Raw genomic sequence first — 23030 nt, forward strand, 5'->3', positions numbered from 1 at the left:
CTGCAGCTTCACCAACTCCGTCTGCAGGCGCAGCAGTTCCTCCTCGTACGTCTTGCGCGGCACCTTCTCCGCCTTCTTGCCCGCCATGCCGCCTCCACCGCTCGATGACTCGACCGAGTCTCCAGGCACAAGGTCCAACGGCAGGGCAGCACCGTACTGACCGGCAGGGGGCTGCGCGCCGCAGCACGGCGCAGCCAGCGCAAGGTCCGCGCGCGGACACGCCGGCGGTCATGCGATCACGCGTCCGGCGTGCCTGCGGCTGGTGCACTCGCGGCGGGTCATGACGCGGAGAGATCGAACTCCACGTTCACGACGCCCTCGACGGCCCGGACCAGACGTGCGGCCACAGGTACCAGGGACGTGTCCCGGATGCGGCCGCTGAGCGTCACGACACCGTCCCGTACGGCCACGCGAACGGCTGGCGCCGGAGTGGGGAAGAGGTACGACACCACCTCCCGCCGGACCTCCTCGGCGATCTCCTCGTCGTCGCGCAGGAACACCTTCAGCAGGTCGGCGCGGCTGACGATGCCCTGCAGCATGCCCAGTTCGTCGACGACCGGAAGCCGCTTGACCTTGGCGCGTGCCATGGTCCGCGCGGCCTGGGCGAGCGTCGCGTCCGCACGGACGGTGAGGGCCGGCGAGGTCATCAACTCGCCGGCCGTCACCGCGCCCGCCTTCGCCAGGTCGGACAGGCGCCGCAGCTGGGTGTACCGGTCGGGGTCGCTGTCGCGGAACTCCTCCTTGGGCAGCAGGTCGGCCTCGGAGACGACGCCGACGACGCGGCCCTCGCCCTCCAGGACGGGCAGGGCGCTGACCTTCCAGTCCCGCATCATCCGCACGATCTCCTTGAAGGCGGCCTCGCGGCCGATGGCGGCGACGGTCTGGCTCATCACGTCGCTCACGATGTGCGGCGTGCCGTGCATGATGTCTCCTTGGTCGCTGTCGCGCCGACTCTCAGGGGTGGTCACCGGAGGCTGCCGCTGCCGTAGGGGGCGTACAGGTCGAGCAGCCGGGTGCGAGCCGAGCACAGGCGGTGGGCGAGGATGCCGCCCACCCACAGGGCGACGCTCTGACCGAGTGCGGCGTCGTCCTGGCACATCGAACGGATGGTGGTGGCGTCGAACTCGTAGGCGCGCACCGGACTGGTCGCCTCGGCACCCAGGTGCCAGGCGTGTGGGGCGAACAGCCAGGACCAGCCGATGAGTTCGTTGTGTCCGAGGGTCTCGATGACGGCGGCGCGGCGGCCGGGCACGTGCATGTCCAGGGCGACGGTGCCGGTGCGGATGATCCAGAACCGGTCGGCGCGGTCCCCCTCCTCGAAGAGACGGGCGCCCTGGGGGAACGACACCTCCCGGGCGAAGCGCATCAGCCGATGCCGGTGCTCGGCGGGCAGCGCCCGCAGCATGCTGGCCGTGGCGGGAGCGTTCATGAGGTGCCTCCGATCAGGGCGTATGTACCTGCCGAGTCCAGCGTGGAGCCCGTGCCCCGTGCCCAGCCATGGGCCACCCGGCCCCATCGCCGGGCCGCCCGGTACCCCGTAAGAGCCCTTGGGCCCCCTGCGCCGGGACGGCCCCGGCGGTTCGATGGAGACGAGAAGCAAACCCGCTGGAAGGGGGTGTGCATCGTGGGTACGTCACTGACGCCGGAGTTCTGGAGGCTGTTCGCCATCCTCCTGGTGATCTCCATGGCGGTCACCTTCGTGCTCAGCGCCGCGCTCGACGCGCTGGCGCTGAGGGCGATACGGGCGCAGCGCCGCCGCATCCGTCGCCGGCCGGCGGCCACGCGGACGACCGGGGGGCCGCGTCGACCCGACAAGGCCCTGGTCCGCCACTGAGCCACGGAAGTGGAGCGAAGCCCGCCCGCCGGCCCTTTGCGGGGCTGGAGTGGGGCCGAAAGGTGCCATGAAGGGGCTGTACGGCCCCTGCGCACAAAGCACTTCATGGACAACGCTCGAACCAGAAGGCCGAACAGGCTCGGACGGAGGAGGTAGACAACATGCTTCGGTACGTCACCGCTGGAGTCGACGGTTCCACCGAGAGTCTTGCGGCCGCGCACTGGGCGGCCCGGGAAGCTCTGCGTCGCGGAGCCTCGTTGAAGCTGGTACACGCCTGGAAATGGCATCCTCGCCCGGCCTCCTCCGTACCGGCGGATCTCAGCGAGCGCGAGTGGGCCCAGCAGACCCTGGACCGAGCGGTCGGCAGCGTCCGTGCCGCGCGCCCCGGGCTGCGGATCGTCGACGAGCTGGTGGCCGACTCCGCGGTCGCCGCCCTGATCGCGGCAGCCGAGGATGCGGAGCTGTTGGTGCTCGGCTCCCGCGGGCTCGGCGGTGTCGCGGGGTTCATGGTCGGCTCCGTGTCCCAGCGGGTCGTCGCCAGGTCCCCGCGCCCTGTGGTGCTCGTCCGCGCGGGCGAGTCCTCCGCAGACGAGCATCTTCCGGCGCCCGACGGCGTCTCGCCGGACGAGATCCCCGAGATCCCGTACCGCGATGTCGTCCTCGGGCTGGACATCCGACGCCCCTGCGACGAACTGATCGAGTTCGCCTTCGAGGCCGCCCGCCGCTACGGCGCCGCACTGCACGTGATCCACGCCTTCGGCGTTCCGTCGGCCGAGGGCGCCGACCTGCACGCGGTCACAGGGGCCGGGCCGGAGCTCCTCGCGGCACAGGAACGTGCACTCGTCGCGGCACTGCGTCCGTGGTGCGAGAAGTTCCCCGGGATCTCCGTGACCGAGACCGTCTCCGAAGGCAGGGCGGCCACCGCACTGGTGCGCGCGGCATCGGGAGCCTCCCTCGTTGTGGTGGGGCGCCGGACACGGGACGGCCGCCTCGGCACGCACATCGGGCCCGTGACGCACGCGGCGCTGCACCATGTCGGCTGCCCCGTCGCCGTCGTACCGCATGCCTGAACCGGCTCTCCAGGTGCTCCCGTCGGCTCCCGGCACCTGCCGGCGCTTCACGATCACCGCTTCACGATCACCGCTTCACGATCACCGCTTCACGATCACCGCACCCGCCCACCGCCTCACGACCACCGCACCCGCCCACACCGTCTTCGACGAGGCGGAGAACCGGTTGCACACCTCAACGCCCTGCTGGTCGCCACCCCGGAGGACTGAACTGTGCGCATCGTCATCGCCCTCGGCGGCAACGCCCTGCTGCGCCGGGGCGACTGCCCCGACGCGGCTGTGCAGCAGGCGAACATCGACCGGGTGGCCACCGCGGTCGCCGGCCTCGCCCTGGAACACGAGATCGTCATCACCCATGGCAACGAGCCGCAGATCGGCCTGCTCGCCATGGAGAGCGCGGCCGACCCGGTCCTGACCGCCCCCTATCCGCTGGACCTGCTCGGCGCCCAGACGGAGGGGCTGATCGGCTCGCTGCTGGTCCGGACCCTGCACGACACGCTGCCCGGCCGCAAGATCGCCGCACTCGTCACGCACACGCTGGTACGGGCGGACGATCCGGCCTTCACACGGCCCACGAAGCGCGTCGGCCCCGTGTACCCCAGGGACGTCGCCCGCGCCCTCGCGCGAAGGCGCGGCTGGCACATCGCCAAGGACGCCACCGGGTGGCGCCAGGTCGTCGCCTCACCCGCGCCCGAGGCGATCGTCGAGACCGAGACGATCCATGACCTGCTCACGTGCGGCGCGCTGGTCATCTGCGCCGGCGGCGGAGGCGTTCCCGTCATCGCGGACAGCGACACCGGGGCACTGCACGGAGTGGACGCGGTCATCGACAAGGACCTCACCGCGGCCCTGCTCGCCGAGGAACTCAAGGCCGACTTCCTGCTCATCCTCACCGACGTGCCCAACGTCTACACCGACTACGGCACCCCCGACCAGCATCCCGTCCTGGACGCCACTCCGGACGACCTGCGCCGTGGCGGCTTTCCCGACGGCACGATGGGACCCAAGACCGAGGCCGCAGCCCGGTTCGTCGAACGCACCGGCGGCCTTGCCGCGATCGGTTCCCTCGACGCGGCGTACGAGATCCTCCACGGGAGGTCGGGGACGCTCGTCCGCCCCGATCTGTCCATCGGCTGAAGTCCGCCAGGGCGGGACCGGTGGGCCGAACGGCCCCATGGCCCGGGGACTGACGGCACCGATCGCAGACCCTGTCCGGCACTGCCCGCGAGCATGGCGGAAGACGAGTATCGGCAGTGAGAGACGCACGTTTGCCAACAGGGAGAGGACATCCGGCGATGACCACAACGGTGACAGCTGGCAGCCGCAGGGCCGAGGCATGGAGTGGCTTCGCCGGGACAAGCTGGCGCGACCGCATCGACGTACGCGACTTCATCCAGGCCAACTACACGCCGTACGAGGGCGACTCGGTGTTCCTGGTCGGTCCGACCGAGCGCACCCTCACCGTCTGGCACAAGGTCAGCGCGCACTTCCCCGAGGAGCGGCGCAAGGGAATCCTTGACGTCGACCCGGGCACCCCGTCCACCATCACCTCGCACCGGCCGGGCTTCATCGACCGCGATCGGGAGCTGATCGTCGGCCTGCAGACCGACGCCCCGCTCCGGCGGGCGATCATGCCGAACGGCGGGCTGCGGATGGTCGAGAACAGCCTGAAGGCATACGGCTACAAGGCGGATCCCTTCGTCACGCGCGTCTTCGGCACCTACCGCAAGACCCACAACGACGGCGTCTTCGACGCGTACACCCCCGAGATGCGCGCCGCCCGCAAGGCAGGCATCATCACCGGCCTGCCGGACGCCTACGGCCGCGGCCGGATCATCGGCGACTACCGGCGGGTCGCGCTGTACGGCACCGACCGGCTCATCGAGGCCAAGCGGGCCGAGCGCGCCCTGCTGGACGCGCGGCCCTCGAGCCCGGACGTCATCCGGGATCGTGAGGAACTGGCCGAGCAGATACGGGCGTTGGGTGAACTTGCGGAGATGGCGGCCTCGTACGGCTGTGACGTCTCCCGCCCTGCGGCCACCGCCCACGAGGCCGTCCAGTGGCTCTACCTCGGTTTCCTGGCCGCCGTGAAGGAGCAGAACGGCGCCGCGATGTCGCTGGGCCGCACCTCCACGTTCCTGGACGTCTACGTGCAGCGGGATCTGGAGGAGGGCCTGATCGACGAGATCCGGGCCCAGGAGCTGATCGACGACTTCGTGATCAAGCTGCGGATCGTGCGGTTCCTGCGCACTCCGGAGTACGACGCGCTGTTCTCCGGCGACCCGACCTGGGTGACGGAGTCCATCGGTGGCATGGGTGGCGACGGGCGCACGCTGGTCACCCGCACGTCCTTCCGCTTCCTGCAGACGCTCTACAACCTCGGCCCGGCCCCGGAGCCCAACCTGACCGTGCTGTGGTCGCCTCAACTGCCTTCCGGGTTCAAGGAGTTCTGCGCCCGGGTGTCCATCGACACCAGCGCCGTGCAGTACGAGTCCGACGACCTGATGCGGCCGCGCACCGGCGACGACACCGCGATCGCCTGCTGTGTGTCGGCGATGGCGGTGGGCCGGCAGATGCAGTTCTTCGGGGCGCGGGTGAACCTCGCCAAGGCCATGCTGTACGCGATCAACGGCGGCCGGGACGAGATGACCGGTGAGCAGATCGCGCCCGAGGCGCCCGCCCTGACCGGCGAGTACCTGGAGTACTACGAGCTGTCTGCCGCGTACGACCGCATGCTGGACTGGCTGGCGCAGACGTACGTCAACACGCTCAACGTCATCCACTACATGCACGACAAGTACGCCTACGAGCGCATCGAGATGGCGCTGCACAACCACCCGGTGTACCGCTTCATGGCCTGCGGCATTGCCGGACTGTCGGTGGCCGCAGACAGCCTCTCGGCCGTCAAGCACGCCCGGGTGAAGGTCATCCGGGACGCCACCGGCCTGGCCGTCGACTACGAGATCGAGGGCGACTTCCCGGCGTACGGCAACAACGACGACCGTGTCGACTCCATCGCGGCGGACCTCGTGAAGTCGTTCATGTCCAAGGTGCGCAGGCACCCCACCTACCGGAACGCCGAGCACACCCAGTCGGTGCTGACCATCACCTCCAACGTGGTCTACGGCAAGCACACCGGCAACACCCCCGACGGCCGGCGCGCCGGCGAGCCCTTCGCGCCGGGCGCCAACCCCATGAACGGCCGCGACCGGCACGGGGTGGCCGCCTCGGCGCTGTCGGTCGCCAAGCTGCCGTACGAGGAGGCCCGCGACGGCATCTCGCTGACCACGACGATCACCCCCGAGGGGCTGGGACACAACCCGGAAGACCGGCCGGGCCACCTGGTCGGCATCCTCGACGCCTACATGGCCTCCGGCGGCTTCCACATGAACGTCAACGTCCTGGACCGGGCGACCCTGGAGGACGCCATGGAGCACCCGGAGAAGTACCCGGAGCTGACGATCCGGGTCTCCGGCTACGCGGTCAACTTCGTCCGCCTGACCCGCGAGCAGCAGCTCGACGTGATCAGCCGCACCTTCCACGGATCGCTGTGAGCGCCACGACCGAGCCGGTGACGGGCCGGATCCACTCCTGGGACCTGTCCACGGGAGTGGACGGTCCCGGGACCCGGTTCGTGCTCTTCGTCAACGGCTGCCCGCTGCGCTGCCTGTACTGCGCCAACCCCGACACCTGGCACATGCGTGACGGGCGGGAGGCCACGGTCGACGAGGTGACGGCGGAGATCGAGAAGTACCGGGGCTTCATCAGCACCGCAGGCGGAGGGGTGACCATCACGGGTGGCGAGCCACTGCTCCAACCCGTCTTCACCGCCTCGGTTCTGCGCCGCTGCAAGGAGGCCGGACTGCACACAGCGCTCGACACCTCCGGCTTCCTCGGCGCCCGCGCCACCGACGAACTCCTCGCCGACACCGATCTGGTGCTGCTGGACATCAAGTCCTTCGACGTCACCACGTACCGCAAGTTGACCGGCGGCGAACTCACACCCACCTTGAACTTCGCCACCCGCCTGGACCGCCTCGGCAACAGGATGTGGATCCGCTACGTCCTGGTCCCCGGCTGGACCGACGACCCCGAAGCGGTCGACGGCCTCGCCCGCTTCCTGGCCGGCCTCGGCAACGTCGACCGTGTGGAGGTCCTGCCCTTCCACAAGCTCGGCGCCCACAAGTACGACGCCCTCGGCATTCCCTTCCCGCTGCGCGACACCCCGAGCCCGACGCCCGAACTGGTCCGGCGGGTCCGGGACCAGTTCCGGGAGCGGGGCCTGACCACGTTCTGAACGGCAGACACGACACGCTCCGGGCCGCACCCGACGCCCTGCGCGGCGGGCAGCGCGGCCTGTAGGCGTGCGCAGGGATGCCCCCCGTCATCGATCTCCGTCATCGATCCCCCCGTCATCGAACTCCCTGTCATCGCCGGGCGCTGGATCACGGCGGGAGAGGGACAGCTGTCCATCCGGAGAACAGCAGGACGGGCTCGGAGCCCCCGAACGCCGTATGAGCGAACTGTCCGGGACCTGCGCGAGCGGCCGGATGGCGGGTTCACCGCGCCTGGGCGAAGGTGGTCGCGCTGTCGGCGCGGGTGCTCGGAAATGCCAGTGGAGCCGCCGCGGTTTCCCGTGGCGGCTCCACTGGTGCGGGTCAGGGTGCTTCCTCCGACGTGGCGTGCTGCTCGTCGGGTACGGACTTGTCCTCGCTTCCGCCAGCCGGGGCGGTGGCGGCGGCCGTGGTGGCCCTGCCCCCTGTGCGCCGCCGCAGCGGCGCCGCGGACTACCTCTCGGGGAGCCAGTGGTGGGCGATCCGGCGTGAGGCGTGCGTCTCGGGAGGGCGGGTGTCGTCGATGCGGAAGGTGAGGCTGTTCATCACGCCCACCACGCCGTCCACCCGCCAAGCCAGCTGGACCACGAGCGGGATGTCGCTGCGGCGTTCCAGGCGTCCCTCCAGCGTGGCCATGCCGTCGTGGACCGAGACGATGACGGTGTGGGACGGCAGGCACATGGCGCGGGTCAGAACCTCGTCGATGATCTCCTGACGGATCTCCTCGTCGGTGCGCAGGAAGACCCGCAGCAGGTCACGGCGGGTGGCGATGCCGATCAGACGGTCCTCCTCGTCCACCACGGGAAGCCGCTCGATGTGGTGCCGCTCCATCACCCGTGCGGCGTCCGCGACGCCCTGTTCCGGGTGCACGGTGATCGCGGGTGTCGACATCAGCTGCCCGGCGGTCATGGCACGGGCCTTGGCGGCCGCGATACGCACCTTCCGGCGCAGTACCGGCAGCCGGAAGCGGCGTTCCTGATGGTTCTGTTCGGCCTGAGCCGCCTGCCGGCGTATCAGGTCGGTCTCGGAGATCACGCCGAGGACCTTGTCGTCGGCGTCCACGACCGGCAGGCCGCTGATCCGGTGCAGGGCCAGCAGCTGTGCCACGTCCTTGAACGGCGTCTCCCGGCGCGCCTCGATGACCTCGGAGGTCATCACCTCGCCGACCTTTGAGGTCTTCACGGCAGTTCCCTTCTCCACTGGTGTCTGCGGAGCGCAACCGGTCTTCATTGCGCACGGCCGCTGCGGGCCGACCCGGATCCACGCCGGGCGTCGCGCTCCTGGCGTGGGCACCGGGGGCCGGAACTCGCGGGTGAGGGCGGCCGGTTCGGCCGCTGATGTCCCGTTGGACCGTCCCGGGCAGCCGGCCCCCCGATGCCTCTTCAGCCTCCCGCGCACCGGCCGCCCGGCGCAGGGGCCGACCGGTCCCGAGTCCCCGGGCCGAACCGCCCTCTCCTCGGCCGCATCCGGTCCGGTTACGGAACCGCCGCACAGAAGGCCAGGAAGGCCAGGAAGGCCAGGAAGGCCAGAAAGGCCACGGCTCGGTCCGGCCGGACCCGGGCGGCCAGGCTGGACCCGGGCGGGTCACGCCGAGCGTGTGTCCTGCTGTACCGCGTCGCGGCCCGCGGGGCCTTCGGCCGGTTGCCCGCCCCGCCAGGGCGGGGCGACCGGCCGGTGGGCGGCGTTGCCCCCGTGGACGGTTCGCTCCACCTGACGGCGCATCCGGTCCTGCAGCCGGTCGGTGACTTCCTGGCTGGTGGCCTCCTGCGCGTGAACGATCACGGCGATGCCGTCCACGTGGAGGTCGGCAACGGCCGACCACGGGTGCTCGGCGTGGTGGGCCGCCGCCTTGGCGATCCTCACCTCGCCGGTGACCGCCGGCAGCCCCGGCCGGTTCAGAACAGCGTCGATCTTGGAACGGGCGTATGCGAGGGCCTCCTCACTGACCTTGCCTTCGGCCCGTACCCGGACAACAGCGGCGGTGTCGCGGGCTCCAGCGTCCCTGCCAGTCATGCCGACCACTCCTTCTCGTTCTGGGTTTGTGCCGGCTCCAGCCTTTCGCCGCCGACGACCGGGGCCACAGGGCCGATCGGGCCCGGCAGAAGGGCCGTGGGTCCCGTCGTGGTCATGACCGGCCCTGGGCTGACGGGCGGGCTCATCAGAGGGCATCGGCGGCAATCGGGTGCGGCCGGTGGTTCAGGGTTTGGTGAGGGGTCCGGCGTGCAGGGCGTTCAGACGGCGCCGGTACTCGTCTTCGTCGATCTCCCCGCGGGCGAGCCGGTTCGCGAGGATCTCCTTGGGTGTGGGCACGGCGGGGGTGTGGGTGTGCTCCTGGGGCCGGTTCACCACGCGGAAGAGCAGGAGGGCCGCGGTGATGATCAGTGCCCAGAAGAGGATCATGCCGGCCGACATTGCGAACCAGCCCCATCCGCTGAGGTCGTGGTCGTACCAGAACATCGCCATTCACCTGCTTCGGCTGTGTCGGGCGATCGGGCGCGGACGCAGTGGTCCGGCGCCTTTGGGGATCCGTTTTGTCCTTACTTGCATGGTGCCTCGGTCCGGGTGTCGCGGCCCGGGGCCGAACGGTCCCGACCGGGTGGGCCGTCCAGCCCTTACCGGGTGGGGGTACCGGGCGGGCCGACAGAACCCCGCGGGGGTACATTGAGCGGACGGCGAGCCCCGCCGACCGGGCTCACGGAAGGCAAGCCCGGGCGGAGGCGACGGCGATGGCGACAGGCCGCACCATTTCCGTCCGCCGCTCACGCAGCGCCGTCATCGTCCTGCTCGCCGCGCTGGCCGTGCTGATCCACCACGAGACGGCGGCGGGCACCGTCACCCCGGTGCAACACGCCATACATTCCATGCACGTCGGGCACGCCATGTACGCCGGGCACGCCATGCCCGGCACGGCGTCCTCGTCCGCTGCCGCCGTCCCGCAGGGCCCCGCAGCCGACCAGACGGACACACTCGACGCGCCTGCCCCCGCGCACGGCGTCGACGGCAGCGCCTGCGCCGATCCCGGCATGCAGCACTGCACCACCGCGGGTGTCGACACGGTCAAGCTCGCGCCGCCGCCGCGGCACCATGGCCGGCCGGCGGCGAACCCCTACCAGGCCAAGCCCGGACGGTCGCCCGCCGGGACGATCAGCCGCGCGCCACCCGACCTGTCGGTCCTCTCCCAGCTGCGCATCTAGGCCGCGCCCACGGCACCCGTGTGCCGTCTCCGCCGCGACCCCATGCCGGCTCGAACAAGAGGACTCACATCGTGAACAGCATCAACCGCCGCTCCGTCCTGCTCGCCGGACTCGGCGCCGCCGGCGCGGGCGCGCTCGCCGCCTGCACCGACTCCGCCGACAGTCCCACTCTGGTCAGCCCCTCCGGTTCCGCCGTGGCCGCCGCGGAGAAGAAGCGGGCCGGCGCCGGCAGGCAGCACAAGATCGCACTCACCGCATCGCCCGCCACGGTCGACCTCGGCGGTGGCATCAAGGCCAAGACCTGGACCTTCGACGGCCGCACGCCCGGCAAGGAGGTGCGGATCTCCGCCGGAGACACCCTGGCCGCCGAACTCGCGAACCAGTTGCCGGGCAGGACCGCCACCTCGATCCACTGGCACGGCATCGCCCTGCGCAACGACATGGACGGCGCACCCCCGGCCACCCAGACCGCCGTGCGCGCCGGGAGCACCTTCACCTACCGGTTCATCGCCGACGTCCCCGGCACGTACTTCTTCCACCCGCACGTCGGCGTCCAGCTCGACCGCGGCCTGTACGCCCCGCTGATCGTCGAGGACCCGCGCGAGCCACTGGTGTACGACGACGAATGGGTCGTCGTCCTGGACGACTGGGTCGACGGCGTCACCGGCACCCCCGACGAAGTCTTCGCCGAACTCGGTCAGGGCATGGGCGGCATGGGCATGGGCGGCGACTCCGGCTCCGGCGCGGAGGGCCACGACATGCACGACATGGGGGACATGAGCGGTGACGCATCCCCGTCCGCCTCCGCCTCGTCGGGCGGGATGTCAGGGAAGTTCATGCTCATGGGCGCCGAGAGCGACCTGCTCGGCGGTGACGCGGGCGACGTGAAGTACCCCCACCACCTGATCAACGGCCGTGTACCGGCCGACCCCGACGTCCACACCGGCAAGCCCGGCACCAAGGTGCGCCTGCGGATCATCAACGCGGGCAGCGACACCGCCTACCGCGTCGCACTCGGAGGCCACCGGCTGACCGTCACCCACACCGACGGCTTCCCCGTCCGACACCGACAGACGGACGCACTCCTCATCGCCATGGGCGAGCGCTACGACGTACTGGTCACCCTCGGCGACGGCGTCTTCCCCCTGGTCGCCCTGGCCGAAGGAAAGAACGCGGGCGGCCTGGCCCTCGTACGCACGGCCTCGGGCAGCGCCCCCTCGGCCACCGTACGGCCGAAGGAGCTCGACGGCACGGTCCTGACGGCCTCCCGGCTCCGCGCGGCCGACGACGTGCGGCTGACCGCCGCCAAGACCGATGTCACGCACCAGGTCAGGCTCACCGGCGGCATGATGCACTACAACTGGGCCATCAACGGCAAACCGTTCGACATGGCCACCCCGGACGCCAACCCGATCCTGATCGAGGAAGGCGCGCGGGTCCGGCTCGACTTCGTCAACGACACCACCATGTGGCACCCGATGCACCTGCACGGGCACACCTACCAACTCGGCGACGCCGGCCCCCGCAAGGACACCGCCATCGTGCTTCCCAAGAAGAAGCTGTCCGTCTTCTTCGACGCCGACAACCCCGGCCAGTGGATGCTGCACTGCCACAACGCCTACCACGGCGAGGCCGGGATGATGACGAACGTCGCCTACCGGGCGTGACCGCACAGCTGGGCCGGCACGCGGTGTACCTGCGTGCCGGCCCGGTGCCTGTGTTTCACATCTCGAAGACGATGCGTGCCGTGATCTGACCGTTCAGGACTGCGGCGATGGACTCGTTGACGGTCTCCAGCGGCCGGGTCTCGTAGATCACCTTGGTGCGGCCGGCGGCGTGCAGCCGGAAGACCTCGTCGAGGTCCTGGCGGGTGCCGACGATCGAGCCGATGACGGAGGTGCCGTTCAGGACGGTGTCGAAGATCGGGACCTGGATGGTGCCGCCCGCGGGCAGGGCGACCATGATCAGCTTGCCGCCGCGCCGCAGACCGCCGTAGACGGAGGCGAACGCCTGCTCGTTGACGGCCAGCGCGATCGCGGCGTGGGCGCCGCCGTGCTGCTTGAGCACCTCGGCCGGGTCTTCCTTGCGGGCGTCGATGAGGATGTCCGCGCCCAGCTGCCGGGCGAGTTCGAGCTTCTCGTCGGTGACGTCGATCGCGGCGACGGTCGCCCCGGCGATCTTCGCGTACTGCACGGCCAGGTGACCGAGGCCGCCGACACCGGAGATCGCCACCAGCTGGGTCGGCCGGACGCCTGCGACCTTCAGCGCCTTGTACGTGGTCACGCCGGCACAGGTCAGCGGGGCGGCGTCGCGCGGGTCGATGCCGTCGGGGACCACGGCGGCGAAGTCGGCCGAGGCGAGCATCTTCTCGGCGTACCCGCCGTCACAGGTCTCCCAGCCGGACAGGCAGTGCTCGCACCGCCCGCACGCCCAGCCCAGCCAGGGCACGGCCACCCGTTGCCCGACCTCCAGATGGGTCACCCCGTCACCGAGCACCTCGACGATGCCGACGCCCTCGTGGCCGGGGACGAACGGCGGCGTGGGCTTGACCGGCCAGTCGCCGTGCGCGGCGTGGATGTCGGTGTGGCACAGCCCGGACGCTTCCAGGCGGATCAGGACCTGGCCGGGGCCGGGCTCCGGGTCCGGGCGGTCCTCGATCACCAGCGGCTGGCCGAAGGACCGGACGACTGCTGCCTTCATTTCGATGCTCCTCGGGTCTGTCTGTTCGCTGCGGTTCCAGCTTCGACCGGCCCCCGAAGAGGTGGCAGGTCCTGGAAGTCCCCGCCTATGGGGCCGCTCGGCCCTCAGGCCGCGCGGAAACCGGCTCGCAGCCGTGCGGGACGACCGCGACCGGGGCGGCGGCGTGGTGCAGTACGGCGCCGGACGCGCGGGCGAGATGGAGCCCGGACGCACGACCTCCCCACCGTCGTGCCTGACGGCCGAGCGCGTCTCGGCCCGCACCGTGACCCCGCACCATGACCACCGGCCCCCGCGCCCGGGCGAGCACATGCCGGCCGACGGAGCCGAGTCGGAGAAGGGACCACCGGGCCGCGGACGATTGCGTCGGCCTCGTCCCGAGCTTCACGACAGGGCGGACGCGACTCCAGGGGCCGATGGTCCCGATCCGGCCCGCTCGGCCTTGTCGTCAAGGACCCGCCCGCACGGGGTTCGGCAACGCCGGAGGGGAAAGTGCCGATCGGCCCTGGCCGTTCGGCCCGCAATCACGCAGGATCTTCCAGAGGGAAGGACCGGTCCGCCCGCCAGGCGGACTCCGGTGCACGAGACAGACGACGCAGGACAGGAGCCGTCGATGACGGACAGCGACCAGCCCACCCCCAAGACCCCGATCCGGGTCTTCCTGCTGGACGACCACGAGGTCGTACGGCGAGGGGTGCACGACCTGCTGGACGACCAGCCGGACATCACCGTGGTCGGCGAGGCCGCCACCGCCGAACAGGCCCTGGTGCGCGCCCCCGCCCTGCGCCCTGACGTCGCCGTGCTCGACGTCCGCCTGCCCGACGGCGACGGCATCACCGTGTGCCGGGAACTGCGCTCGAGGATGCCCGACCTGGCCTGTCTGATGCTGACCTCGTTCGACGACGAGGAGGCCCTGCTCGACTCGATCATGGCCGGAGCCTCTGGCTACGTGCTGAAGCAGATCAAGGGATCGGACCTGGTCTCCGCCGTCCGCACGGTCGCCGCGGGCCAGTCCCTGCTCGACCCGAGCGCCACCACGAAGCTGATGGCCCGCCTGCGCAACGACCAGCAGAAGGAAGAGGAGCCCGACGCGCTGCCCGGCCTGACCAGCCGGGAGCAGGAGATCCTTGTCCTGATCGGCGAGGGGCTGACCAACCGCCAGATCGGCCAGCGGCTCTACCTCGCCGAGAAGACCGTCAAGAACCACATCTCCCGGCTGCTGGCCAAGCTCGGCGTGGAGCGGCGCATCCAGGCCGCGGTCATCGCCACCCAGGTTCAGGAGCGGCTCAAGCACGACGGGGCCTGACGGTCCGCACGGCATTGCCGCCAGGCTCCCGCTGAGCCGACAGCAGCGGTCCGGCGGTCGCGGCCCTATAATTGAAGAGTTCTTCAATTGACTAGTTGCGGTGGTCGACAAATGATCCAAGGTGTGGAGGTCGGGGTGGGTGAGGTCGCCGAGGCGCTGCTGGCGCGGGTGCGGGCGGCTCGGCTCGGCCTGGCGGCCGCTGTGGCGGCCGAGGACCCGTATGCCGCGGCGGTGGCCCAGGACGAGCTGGACGACGCCGTGCGCTTCGCCCGCAGGCACGGGCTCGACGTCGAGGTCGGCGGGGCGAACGAGGAGTGATGGGCATGCCGGTTCCGCTGTACGAGGCGAAGGCGGAGTTCTTCCGCATGCTCGGGCATCCGGTGCGGATAAGGGTGCTGGAGCTGCTGCAGGACGGTCCGAAGCCGGTGCGTGACCTGCTGGCCGCCATCGAGGTCGAGCCGTCCAACCTGTCGCAGCAGTTGGCGGTGCTGCGCCGCTCCGGGATCGTCACCGCCACCCGCACCGGCTCCACCGTGGTGTACGAGCTGGCGGGCGGGGACGTTGCCGAGTTGCTTGCCGCGGCGCGCCGGATCCTGTCCGTTCTGCTGGCTGATCGTCAGGAGCTGCTGGACGAGTTGCGTGCCACGGAGTCGGCGCGGTGATGGGCGGGCAGCCGTTCCGGCCGCCGTGGCGCCGAGGCCGGCCCGCGGCGGCGATGGAGCATGTGCCGTCGCCGGTGCGGCGCCACATCGTTTCGGTACCGGTCGGGCCGGAGGCGGTGCGCAGGGCCCGTGAGGCGGTGGCCGGACGCTTCGCCGAGGTCGGTGTCGCGCCGGGTTCCGCGTTCGCCGACGCGGTGCTCCTGGTGGTCAGCGAGTTGGTCGTGAATGTGCTGCGGCACGCGCCGCGCTCCTCGGCCGCGGATGTGGGGCTGACGGTCGGGGCGGGCCGGCTGGTCATCAGCGTCGCGGACGCCGAACCACGTCTGCCCGACTTGGAGCCGGGCGCGACGGGGGCGGGACTGAAGCTGGTGGCCGAACTGGCCGCCGAGTACGACGGCGACGTCAGCGCGGAACCGGCCATCGACCATGACGGCAAGGTCGTTCTCGTCCGGTTCCGCATGCCGTCGTAGGAACCATGCCTTCGTCGGACAAGGAGACAACGTGGTGACAGACCAGGCATCCAGCGGGCCGGCGGGCGGGCGGAGCGAACGGAAGGTCAAGGACGTCAAGGACCGGGAGTGGCGGATCGAGCGTGGTGTCGCGATCCGGGTGGGCTTCTACATCTTCGGCACCCATCTGTTCGCCGGGTTCGTGTGGCTGCTGTTCTACCTGGGCGAGCACGCGCACAAGTGACCGGGAAGCGTGAAGCAGGGCCGTTCATCTCCGGACGACCGGAGTTGCGGCACTCGGGGGTGAAGGCGGCCGCCTCCCGATGCCGCAGAGCGCTGTCAACTCCCGGGAGACGGCCGCCGATTGAGGGCCGTCGTTATGACGGAGGTTTCGCCTGTGTCTGGGCGGCCTGCAGATCGGCGAGCAGTTCGGCCTGCCCGGCCAGCACGCCGGACAGGATGGTGCGGGCGACCCTGAGCAGCTCGGCGATCTGCGGGCTGGTCAGCGAGTAGTACACGGTGGAGCCCTCTTTGCGGGTCACCACCAGGTTCGCCCGGCGCAGCACCGCCAGCTGCTGTGACAGATGCGCCGGCTCGATCCCCACCTCGGGCAGCATCTCCGCCACCGCGTGCTCGCGCTCGCTCAGCAGCTCGAGGACCCGGATGCGGGCCGGGTGGCCGAGCGTCTTGAAGAACTCGGCCTTCAGTTGGTACAGCGGGGCAGTCATCGTGCCGTTCCCTCCCCGGCGGAGCAGTACGGCCGTATCGGCCGGTCCTCGGCGCATCGCATCCACCCACTCGTCACACACATGCGGCCCATCCTCGCGTGTGGCAGCGGCCAAGCCGAATCCGCACACGGGAACCGAGCCGCCCGCGATCGGCGATTACGACCTAGGCAATTGCTAAGATTAGCAAGTCCATATGTTCTGTGAGGGAGGCTTGCGTGAGAATCATTCCACTGCGTGGCGCGGGTGTCGTCTGGTTCAAGTGCCCGGCCTGCCGCCTGAAGTGCCGCCCCACCGCCGTCGGCGCGGACGGCTGGTGCCCGCGGTGCGGACACTCGCGCATGCTCAAACTTTCCTTCGGCGGCCGGGCCGTGGCGTCGGCGTCGGACGGCGACCGGAGCTGACCGGCACACGGCACACAGATCCGCAGCAGGGGCGTGGGGCCATGGAGGCCTCACCGCCGGGCATGCGGGTGGTGGAGGGCACTGCCGATCTCACCTTCGCGGTCGCCGCCCGTGTCTCCGGACGGGAGCCGGCCGCGACCGGCTTCGCCGAGGACGGGACCACCGCCACGGAGGAGGACAGCCACTGCCACGGAGGAGGGCATCTGCACCGTCAGGACATCTGCACCGTCGTAGCCGTGAGGGATCCGGAAACCGTTGTAGCCGTGAGGGATCCCGAAACCGTCGTAGCCGTAAGGGATCCCGACGGCGCACTCGCCCGCCACTGAAACCGGCGGGCTCACCCGTCCGAGCCGTCTCCGGCCCGCCACCCAGTCGTGCGCCACTCGTGGCGGCCCTCCGGCGGCTCGCCGTGCCGCGTCTCGTGTGCCGCGAGTGCGCCAGGCAGGTCGGCATGCACGGGGATGGGCGGGCAGTCCCCGCCGGGGACGAGGGATCCGTCCGCAGGGATCGCGGCCAGTTCCAGTCCGCGGCCCGCTTCGACAAGACGCCGCGCGGCGTCAGTGATCGCCAACTGCCCCTGGGCCGACCAGCCGCGCAGTCCGGTCAGGTCGACGATGACCGGACCGGTCCCGCGTCCCACCACCCAGCCGACAGCACCCGCGAAGCGGTGAACGGCGTCCGGGCCCAGGAATCCGGCCACGGACAGGATGCCGAGGTCCTGCTCGACGGTGTAGCGCCACTCGATGGTCATGATCGTCAACTTCCTTGCGCGGTCAGCCTGTTCGGTCAGAGTGGGAGGGTGATCCAGATGCTCTTGCCCTTGGCGTCGGCGTCGGCCCGGACCACCGCGGTGCCGCCCAGGGCGAGGGTGAGCTCCATGACGGTGGCCAGACCATCCGTCCCGGTGCCGGTGACCAACGCGTTCAACGGGGGCTGATAGGGGTGGCGGTCGTGCACGGCGAAGGCAAGGCAGTCCTCGCTCGCCGCGTAGATGACGGTCACCTGCGGGGAGAGCACCGCAGCGTGCCGGACGCTGTTGGTGACCAGCTCGCCGAGGATCAGCAGGGCCGGACCGACGGCCGGATGGCGCGGACTTATGCCCCACTCGGCCAGGGTCTGCTCCGCGGTCTCCCGGGCCGTCCGGACCGCGGACGGCATCGCGGGCAGCGTCAGCACATGCCGGTGAGGCAGGGCTTCGAGCCGGGTACTCATCACGCCTCCGCACGGGTGAGGCGGAATCCGCTCACCGTCTTGGGCCGGAGGCACGTCAGCGGGTCGTGGCGCCCATGGGCCCAGCCTGCGAGGGTGCGTTGGATCGAGGCATCTCCCATGCCCTTGAAACAATGGGGGAGGGCGGCCTCCTGGGGACCGGTAATCACGTCGACCGCGGGGGCCGCGGCGGTCGGGGCGGGCGTGCGCACCACCGGCCGCCCGAACTCCCGTGTGTACCTGCCGGGCCGGACGACGGTCAGGTCCCGCTGCGCGTACACCAGCCGCCCCGGCGTGCCGACCTCCAGCAGACACAAGGACTCGGCTCCGGAGAACTCGACCATGCGCAGGGGTGCGGGCGGAGCGCTCATCCGACGGTTTCCTCTGTTTCCTCGCTGACGGGCCGGGACGTCTGGGCGGGCACAGCCGGCAGGACGCCGGCGCACTCCAGGTAGAGGTGCGCGCCCTGGATCGCCTCCGGCGTGGTGGCGTACTCGCGCCCTTCCTGACGCAGCAGCTCCAACGCGCCGACCGAGTCCAGGACCTGGCGCTGGCCGGGACGGATCCCGGAGGTCATGACGACGATGCCGCGCCGGTCGAGCTTCTCCACCACGTCCTTCAGGACCAGGGCGCCGGTGGCGTCGATGGTCGTCACGCGGGACATGCGCAGGATGACGACGCGTACGTCGGCGACCTCGGCCAGCTCCAGCAGGAACCGGTGGGCGGCGGCAAAGAACAGCGGCCCGTCGATGCGGTAGGCGACGATGTGCTCGGCGAGCAGCGCATGTTCCTCCACGCTGTGGTCCCCACGGTCGAGGGGGACCTGGTCCAGACGGACCTCCTTCGCCACCGCGCGCAGAGCGAGCGCGCCCGCGACCACCAGGCCGATGATCACGGCGTACACCAGGTCGAGGGCCAGGGTCGCGACGGCGGTGAGGACGAGGATCAGGGCGTCCGAGCGGGTGGCCTTGGCCATGGCCCGGAGCGAGCCGACCTCGACCATGCGGATCGCCGTGGCCAGGAGCACGCCCGCGAGCGCGGCGAGCGGGATTTTGGAGACGAGGGGCGCGGCCGCGAAGACGATCGCCGCGAGGACCGCGGCGTGGGTGAGGGACGCCAGCCGGGAGCAGGCGCCGCCACGGACGTTGACAGCGGTGCGGGCGATCGCGCCGGTCGCGGGGACGCCCCCGAACAGCGGGGCGGCGATGTTGGCCAGGCCCTGACCGAACAGTTCACGGTCCGGGTCGTGCTTCTGGCCGACCGACATGCCGTCGGCGACCGAGGCCGACAGCAGTGACTCCAGGGCGGCCAGCGCCGCCACCGCGACCGCCGGGGCGAGCAGGGAGCCGAGTGCCCCCGGGTCCAGGAACGACAGGGAAGGTGCGGGCAGTCCGGACGGCAGCTCGCCGATCGGCTTTGCCGCGTCGAGGCCGGCCACCTGCGCCACGAGGGTGGCCGCGATCACCGCGAGGATGGAGAAGGGGATCGTGGGCCGCAGACGAGCGCCGATCAGCATGACGGCGGCGACGGCCAGGGCGACGGCGACGGCGGTCCAGTTCGGGTGCTTCGCGAACTCCGCCAGGGCGCGCCAGGTCACCACGAGGACGCGGTCGCCCTCGGGCTTGGGCACCCCCAGGGCGTTCGGGATCTGCTGCAGACCGATCACGCAGGCGATGCCGAGCGTGAAGCCCTCCACCACCGGCGCGGGCACGTACTGCATGTACTTGCCGGCCCTGAGCAGGGCGAGCGCGACGAGCATCCCGCCCGCCATCAGTCCCACGGTGAGCACCCCGGCCGGCCCGTGCCGGGCGACGATCGGCACGAGGACGACGGTCATCGCGCCCGTCGGCCCCGACACCTGCAGATTCGAACCGCCGAACACCGCGGCCAGCGCACCGGCGATGACCGCGGTCGCCAGCCCGGCCTCGGCGCCGAGGCCGGAGGAGACGCCGAAGCCGAGCGCGAGCGGCAGCGCCACGATCGCCACGGTGAGGCCGGCCAGGAGATCCCGGCGCGGGTCACGGCGTATCTCCGCCAGATCGGTACGGCCCGGCAGCAGCGGGGTGAGCTGGGCCCGGACTCGGCGGAACGAGATCCTCATGGCGTGGTGACCTCGGTCTCCCGCAGCTCGGCCAGCAGCTCGTTCCGCCCGGCCAGCATCTCGGTCAGGATCCGGCGAGCGGCCTTCATCAGGTCGGCGACGTCTCCGCCGGCCAGCTCGTAGACGACGGTCGAGCCCTCCCGCGTCGACGTGACGATGCCCGGCCGGCGCAACATCGCCAGCTGCTGCGACAGGCTGGAGGGCTCGACCTCGATCGCGGCCAGCAGCTCCCGCACCGACATCGGCCCGTCCTGCAGCAGCTCCAGTACGCGTATCCGTACGGGATGCCCCAGCATCCGGAAGAACTCGGCCTTGGCCTGGTACAGCGGAACGGACACGACCCCTCGGCTTCCCCGACAGTGCCCCACCCGGGGCGAGCGAACGCTGTACCCACGGCTACCTGCGTGCACAGTAAACACAGCATCTAACGAATTGCTAAATTTTGCAATTCAGCATCAGGTTGCTGCCGGGCCGCCCCGGCGGGTGGGGGGGGGCGGGTCAGCCCTTCTTGACCACGCTCGACTTGAGCTGCATCGCCCCGAAACCGTCGATCTTGCAGTCGATGTCGTGACCGTCGACCCCGTCGACCAGCCGGATGTTGCGCACCTTGGTACCGGCCTTGATCCCCGACGGGCTCCCCTTCACCTTGAGCGCCTTCACGACGACCACGGTGTCGCCGTCCCGCAGCACGTTGCCGACGGAGTCCTTGACGACTCGCTCCGCTGCGACGCCGGAATCCGTGCCGCTCTCGGCGGGCACCCATTCGTGCCCGCACTCCGGGCACACCACCAAGGCGTTCATCTCGTAGGTGTACTCACACGAGCACTTCGGACAGGGAGGAAGATTCTCGATCATCCCGCCAGCGTATCCGGCCCGCCCCACGCCCCCAGGGCGGGCAGCAGTGCGCCGGGCGAGGGTGCGGCAACGAGCGCGCTCCCTCGGTACGGCAGTACGCGCTCCCTCGGTACGGCAGTAAGAGAGCGGGCGGAGCGTGCGCTGCCCCGCTCGTCCCGGGAGCCGACGGCAAGCGCTCCGGGACACCGGTCAGCGGCGTGTCCACCCGCCTCCCGCCCGGTGTCTCACGCGTGCCGGTGGCCCCGGTGTGCGTCGAACTCGGCCCAGGCGCGGTCCCACTGCGCCCTGCGCCGGGTGTCCAGCCGTTCCCGTGCGACCCACCAACCGCCCAGCACCAGCACGCACACACCTGCCCCGGCTGCCGCCCCGACCGCGGTGCCCTGAGACCTGGCCTGGATCGGGGTGGGCGGCGCGGGACGAATACGGCCCGCATCGTCGAGCCACACCGTGGTGGACGAGCCCGCCTTGCTGCCGGCTGCCACCGGGGCCGTGCCGGACCTGGAGGTGCCGCCGGGCGTGGTCCACCGCACGGTCGCATTCACGTCGTCCTCGGTCGACGCTCCGGAGAACCGCCCCGCCGCCGCGGGGACGTCCTCGACGAGTTGCGCGGTGGTGCGGTGCAGTCCCCGGGCCTGGTCGAGGGCGGAGCGCTCGCCGGCGGCAGCTGTCGCCAGGCCCACCGTCGGGACCGTGAGCAGCAGCGTCGCCGCCACTGCCACACCGATCCACGCTTCGGCGACGTCGGAGCGCCTCCTGAGGGGGTTGCGCCGCCAGCGCCAGAGCAAGACCCTGCCACCCCGTTTCAGCATGCGTGTGTCCCTCCGTGCGCGATGGGCATCGGCTTCACCCCCGTACGGTGACGGATCCGCGATCTGTCGGGGCAGAGCCCACAGGGCCGCGGTGCCGGGGCCGTTCGGCCCTGTTGCCGAGCCGAGGGTCCCGGGCCGCCGAAGCGTCGCGGGGCCGGCGGCGAACGCGAAGCCGACCACACGCAGCCGGTCGTCGCGGTACAAGGACGCGGCTGAGGGTGCCGTCATCGGGCAGCGGCAGTTCCGCGGCCAGGTCCGTGATGACGGTGGCGGACATGCGGGTGTCTCCTCAGGGCTTGGACGGGGCGGCAGCGGCGAGCGGGCTGACGGAGCCCGGGTGGGCGCGGGGGCGGCGGATACGCGGCGCATGTGCATCACGCGGCGCAGGGCACCCGGGTTCCGCGGGGCCCGGCCCGCGATGCGCAGGGCACGGAACTACCCAGCGTCGGCGGGCGGCCGACGCGGCGGCCGCAAGGTGTCCGTCAGTGCATGACACGGGTTCCCTTGAGCTCGCGTCCGGTGACCACTTCGGATTCGATCCGTACGAAGACCCCGTCCTGCAGGGGCATCCACGAGTCGGGGCCGGTCAGCGTCAGGCGCTCGTGTTCGGCGGGGTCGGTGACCACGGTGGCGCGTCCGGTGACGACCACGCTCCAGCCGGAATGGGTCGCCGCGGTGAACTCGTCGGCCTCGAAGGCGACGACGGCTCCGTCGATGGCGAGCACGAGGTCGGAGGCGGCCGAGGTGCACAGGACGACGGAGGCGTCCGTGTCCAGGGAGAAGTTGACCGGGAGGACGGCGGCCAGGGCCTGCCGGGTGTACACCACGCGGCCGACCGGCACCTTGCCCAGCAGGTGCAGGCACTCCTGTCGGTCGAGTGCGCGAGAGGCGTCGTCTTGGAACATCGGTCCATCGTCCGTGCGGGCGCCGCGAGCGGGTAGGGCCGATGGGCCCTCTTCGGCGGGCCCATGAGGCCGGGCCGCAAGCCTTCGTATCGCAGGGCCCGCGCGGGCGACCGGGTGCAGGGGACGGTGGCAAGGGACGGCCGGATCCGAACCTGGGGCCCGTCTGCCCGGCGGCAGGGACTGTTGGCCCATGCCGCGGGGGTCGCCGGACGCGGACAGTGGTGGCGGGGCGCTGCTCCGCAGGCAAGGGGCCTGTGGTTCCGGTGCTCCCCGAGTCGCAGTACTACCGTGAGAAGGAAGGGACGGACAACATGGTCGGGCTGTTGAGGTCGAAGGGAGACAGCTCACCGTCGGGTGCGGCGGTGTCCGGTCGGGCGTGGCTGATGCTGGCCCTGGCCACGGTCGGGTTCGCCGTGAACTTCTGGGCGTGGGCGCTGCTGAGCCCGCTCGGCCCCCGTTTCAAGGACATCCTGGAG

General features: G+C 71.1%; 29 protein-coding genes and 2 pseudogenes. 15 read left to right on the forward strand and 16 right to left on the reverse strand.

Going from position 1 to position 23030, the window contains the following annotated elements:
* The 3 genes and pseudogenes from ADK57_RS48860 to ADK57_RS08215 all read right to left on the reverse strand — a co-directional run.
* A pseudogene (locus ADK57_RS48860) lies at window positions 1-87 on the reverse strand (polyphosphate kinase 2); the annotation flags it as partial.
* Window positions 88-278: 191 nt separating this feature from the next.
* Window positions 279-923: a CBS domain-containing protein gene (locus ADK57_RS08210; RefSeq protein ID WP_053748700.1), complete on the reverse strand. Its 645-nt coding sequence runs from the start codon at window positions 921-923 to the stop codon at window positions 279-281.
* A gap of 41 nt (window positions 924-964) precedes the next feature.
* The gene (locus tag ADK57_RS08215) at window positions 965-1429 is read right to left on the reverse strand and encodes a cyclic nucleotide-binding domain-containing protein (RefSeq protein WP_053748701.1); all 465 of its coding nucleotides are present in this window, start codon (window positions 1427-1429) and stop codon (window positions 965-967) included.
* A 195-nt stretch (window positions 1430-1624) separates the two neighbouring features.
* Between ADK57_RS08215 and ADK57_RS08220 the strand changes: the two genes are divergently transcribed.
* The 5 genes from ADK57_RS08220 (at window position 1625) to pflA (ending at window position 7201) form a co-directional block, all read left to right on the forward strand.
* The gene (locus tag ADK57_RS08220) at window positions 1625-1834 is read left to right on the forward strand and encodes a hypothetical protein (protein ID WP_053748723.1); all 210 of its coding nucleotides are present in this window, start codon (window positions 1625-1627) and stop codon (window positions 1832-1834) included.
* Between the two features lie 161 nt (window positions 1835-1995).
* Entirely contained in the window at window positions 1996-2904 is a 909-nt protein-coding gene (locus ADK57_RS08225) for a universal stress protein (RefSeq protein ID WP_053748702.1), read from the forward strand.
* A 213-nt stretch (window positions 2905-3117) separates the two neighbouring features.
* Complete coding sequence (locus ADK57_RS08230) at window positions 3118-4041, forward strand: carbamate kinase (protein ID WP_053748703.1); 924 nt, start codon at window positions 3118-3120, stop codon at window positions 4039-4041.
* Window positions 4042-4199: 158 nt separating this feature from the next.
* Window positions 4200-6458 carry a formate C-acetyltransferase gene (gene pflB, locus ADK57_RS08235; protein ID WP_053748704.1) on the forward strand — a complete coding sequence of 753 codons (2259 nt, stop codon included), beginning with the start codon at window positions 4200-4202 and terminating at the stop codon, window positions 6456-6458.
* Window positions 6455-7201, forward strand: coding sequence for a pyruvate formate-lyase-activating protein (pflA, locus tag ADK57_RS08240; protein ID WP_199830503.1), 747 nt, complete (start codon window positions 6455-6457; stop codon window positions 7199-7201). The genes pflB and pflA overlap by 4 nt, the downstream gene beginning before the upstream one ends.
* A gap of 490 nt (window positions 7202-7691) precedes the next feature.
* Here the strand turns inward: pflA and ADK57_RS08245 are convergent, their stop codons facing one another.
* The 3 genes from ADK57_RS08245 to ADK57_RS08255 all read right to left on the reverse strand — a co-directional run bounded on the left by ADK57_RS08245 (window position 7692) and on the right by ADK57_RS08255 (window position 9695).
* A complete protein-coding gene (locus tag ADK57_RS08245; protein WP_199830504.1) occupies window positions 7692-8420 on the reverse strand; it encodes a CBS domain-containing protein in 729 nt (242 codons plus the stop codon).
* A 402-nt stretch (window positions 8421-8822) separates the two neighbouring features.
* A complete protein-coding gene (locus ADK57_RS08250; protein ID WP_053748706.1) occupies window positions 8823-9251 on the reverse strand; it encodes a hypothetical protein in 429 nt (142 codons plus the stop codon).
* 183 nt (window positions 9252-9434) lie between these two features.
* A complete protein-coding gene (locus tag ADK57_RS08255; protein WP_053748707.1) occupies window positions 9435-9695 on the reverse strand; it encodes an SHOCT domain-containing protein in 261 nt (86 codons plus the stop codon).
* Window positions 9696-9964: 269 nt separating this feature from the next.
* Between ADK57_RS08255 and ADK57_RS08260 the strand changes: the two genes are divergently transcribed.
* Window positions 9965-10432, forward strand: a complete 468-nt coding sequence (locus tag ADK57_RS08260) for a hypothetical protein (RefSeq protein WP_053748708.1) — start codon at window positions 9965-9967, stop codon at window positions 10430-10432.
* Between the two features lie 71 nt (window positions 10433-10503).
* Window positions 10504-12099: a multicopper oxidase family protein gene (locus tag ADK57_RS08265; RefSeq protein ID WP_053748709.1), complete on the forward strand. Its 1596-nt coding sequence runs from the start codon at window positions 10504-10506 to the stop codon at window positions 12097-12099.
* Window positions 12100-12154: 55 nt separating this feature from the next.
* Here the strand turns inward: ADK57_RS08265 and ADK57_RS08270 are convergent, their stop codons facing one another.
* The gene (locus tag ADK57_RS08270; protein ID WP_053748710.1) at window positions 12155-13132 is read right to left on the reverse strand and encodes a zinc-dependent alcohol dehydrogenase; all 978 of its coding nucleotides are present in this window, start codon (window positions 13130-13132) and stop codon (window positions 12155-12157) included.
* A gap of 610 nt (window positions 13133-13742) precedes the next feature.
* On the opposite strand from ADK57_RS08270, the gene ADK57_RS08275 reads away from it, so the two are divergent.
* The 5 genes from ADK57_RS08275 (at window position 13743) to ADK57_RS51960 (ending at window position 15790) form a co-directional block, all read left to right on the forward strand.
* Window positions 13743-14435: a response regulator gene (locus ADK57_RS08275; RefSeq protein WP_053748711.1), complete on the forward strand. Its 693-nt coding sequence runs from the start codon at window positions 13743-13745 to the stop codon at window positions 14433-14435.
* Between the two features lie 111 nt (window positions 14436-14546).
* The gene (locus tag ADK57_RS08280; protein WP_234390031.1) at window positions 14547-14753 is read left to right on the forward strand and encodes a hypothetical protein; all 207 of its coding nucleotides are present in this window, start codon (window positions 14547-14549) and stop codon (window positions 14751-14753) included.
* A 5-nt stretch (window positions 14754-14758) separates the two neighbouring features.
* On the forward strand, window positions 14759-15097 hold the full coding sequence (locus ADK57_RS08285; RefSeq protein WP_053748726.1) for an ArsR/SmtB family transcription factor: 339 nt from the start codon (window positions 14759-14761) through the stop codon (window positions 15095-15097).
* Complete coding sequence (locus ADK57_RS08290; protein ID WP_234390032.1) at window positions 15097-15567, forward strand: ATP-binding protein; 471 nt, start codon at window positions 15097-15099, stop codon at window positions 15565-15567. Before ADK57_RS08285 ends, ADK57_RS08290 begins: the two co-directional genes overlap by 1 nt.
* Window positions 15568-15601: 34 nt before the next feature.
* Window positions 15602-15790 (forward strand): DUF6126 family protein, encoded by a 189-nt coding sequence (locus tag ADK57_RS51960; protein ID WP_053748712.1) that lies wholly within the window; start codon window positions 15602-15604, stop codon window positions 15788-15790.
* A 133-nt stretch (window positions 15791-15923) separates the two neighbouring features.
* Here the strand turns inward: ADK57_RS51960 and ADK57_RS08300 are convergent, their stop codons facing one another.
* On the reverse strand, window positions 15924-16274 hold the full coding sequence (locus tag ADK57_RS08300; RefSeq protein ID WP_053748713.1) for an ArsR/SmtB family transcription factor: 351 nt from the start codon (window positions 16272-16274) through the stop codon (window positions 15924-15926).
* Between the two features lie 215 nt (window positions 16275-16489).
* Here ADK57_RS08300 and ADK57_RS47065 point away from each other — a divergent pair, with 215 nt between their 5' ends.
* Both ADK57_RS47065 and ADK57_RS08305 read left to right on the forward strand, forming a co-directional pair.
* On the forward strand, window positions 16490-16675 hold the full coding sequence (locus ADK57_RS47065; RefSeq protein WP_078973015.1) for a hypothetical protein: 186 nt from the start codon (window positions 16490-16492) through the stop codon (window positions 16673-16675).
* A gap of 41 nt (window positions 16676-16716) precedes the next feature.
* Complete coding sequence (locus tag ADK57_RS08305; protein WP_159050027.1) at window positions 16717-17001, forward strand: hypothetical protein; 285 nt, start codon at window positions 16717-16719, stop codon at window positions 16999-17001.
* Window positions 17002-17012: 11 nt separating this feature from the next.
* On the opposite strand, the gene ADK57_RS08310 is transcribed toward ADK57_RS08305, so the two are convergent.
* The 8 genes from ADK57_RS08310 to ADK57_RS08345 all read right to left on the reverse strand — a co-directional run bounded on the left by ADK57_RS08310 (window position 17013) and on the right by ADK57_RS08345 (window position 22554).
* Complete coding sequence (locus tag ADK57_RS08310) at window positions 17013-17426, reverse strand: hypothetical protein (protein ID WP_053748715.1); 414 nt, start codon at window positions 17424-17426, stop codon at window positions 17013-17015.
* 35 nt (window positions 17427-17461) lie between these two features.
* Complete coding sequence (locus ADK57_RS08315) at window positions 17462-17887, reverse strand: ATP-binding protein (RefSeq protein ID WP_053748716.1); 426 nt, start codon at window positions 17885-17887, stop codon at window positions 17462-17464.
* Window positions 17887-18255 carry a hypothetical protein gene (locus ADK57_RS08320; RefSeq protein WP_053748717.1) on the reverse strand — a complete coding sequence of 123 codons (369 nt, stop codon included), beginning with the start codon at window positions 18253-18255 and terminating at the stop codon, window positions 17887-17889. The genes ADK57_RS08315 and ADK57_RS08320 overlap by 1 nt, the downstream gene beginning before the upstream one ends.
* The gene (locus tag ADK57_RS08325; protein ID WP_053748718.1) at window positions 18252-19985 is read right to left on the reverse strand and encodes a SulP family inorganic anion transporter; all 1734 of its coding nucleotides are present in this window, start codon (window positions 19983-19985) and stop codon (window positions 18252-18254) included. The genes ADK57_RS08320 and ADK57_RS08325 overlap by 4 nt, the downstream gene beginning before the upstream one ends.
* Complete coding sequence (locus ADK57_RS08330; protein ID WP_053748719.1) at window positions 19982-20323, reverse strand: ArsR/SmtB family transcription factor; 342 nt, start codon at window positions 20321-20323, stop codon at window positions 19982-19984. Before ADK57_RS08330 ends, ADK57_RS08325 begins: the two co-directional genes overlap by 4 nt.
* A 160-nt stretch (window positions 20324-20483) precedes the next feature.
* Complete coding sequence (locus ADK57_RS08335; RefSeq protein ID WP_053748720.1) at window positions 20484-20840, reverse strand: zinc ribbon domain-containing protein YjdM; 357 nt, start codon at window positions 20838-20840, stop codon at window positions 20484-20486.
* 224 nt (window positions 20841-21064) lie between these two features.
* Window positions 21065-21649: a hypothetical protein gene (locus tag ADK57_RS08340; RefSeq protein WP_063785936.1), complete on the reverse strand. Its 585-nt coding sequence runs from the start codon at window positions 21647-21649 to the stop codon at window positions 21065-21067.
* Window positions 21650-22131: 482 nt separating this feature from the next.
* Window positions 22132-22554 (reverse strand): pyridoxamine 5'-phosphate oxidase family protein, encoded by a 423-nt coding sequence (locus ADK57_RS08345; RefSeq protein ID WP_053748722.1) that lies wholly within the window; start codon window positions 22552-22554, stop codon window positions 22132-22134.
* Window positions 22555-22808: 254 nt separating this feature from the next.
* Between ADK57_RS08345 and ADK57_RS08350 the strand changes: the two are divergent.
* Window positions 22809-23030: pseudogene (locus tag ADK57_RS08350) on the forward strand (MFS transporter); the annotation flags it as partial.

This window comes from Streptomyces sp. MMG1533, assembly GCF_001279775.1.
Lineage (GTDB): Bacteria > Actinomycetota > Actinomycetes > Streptomycetales > Streptomycetaceae > Streptomyces.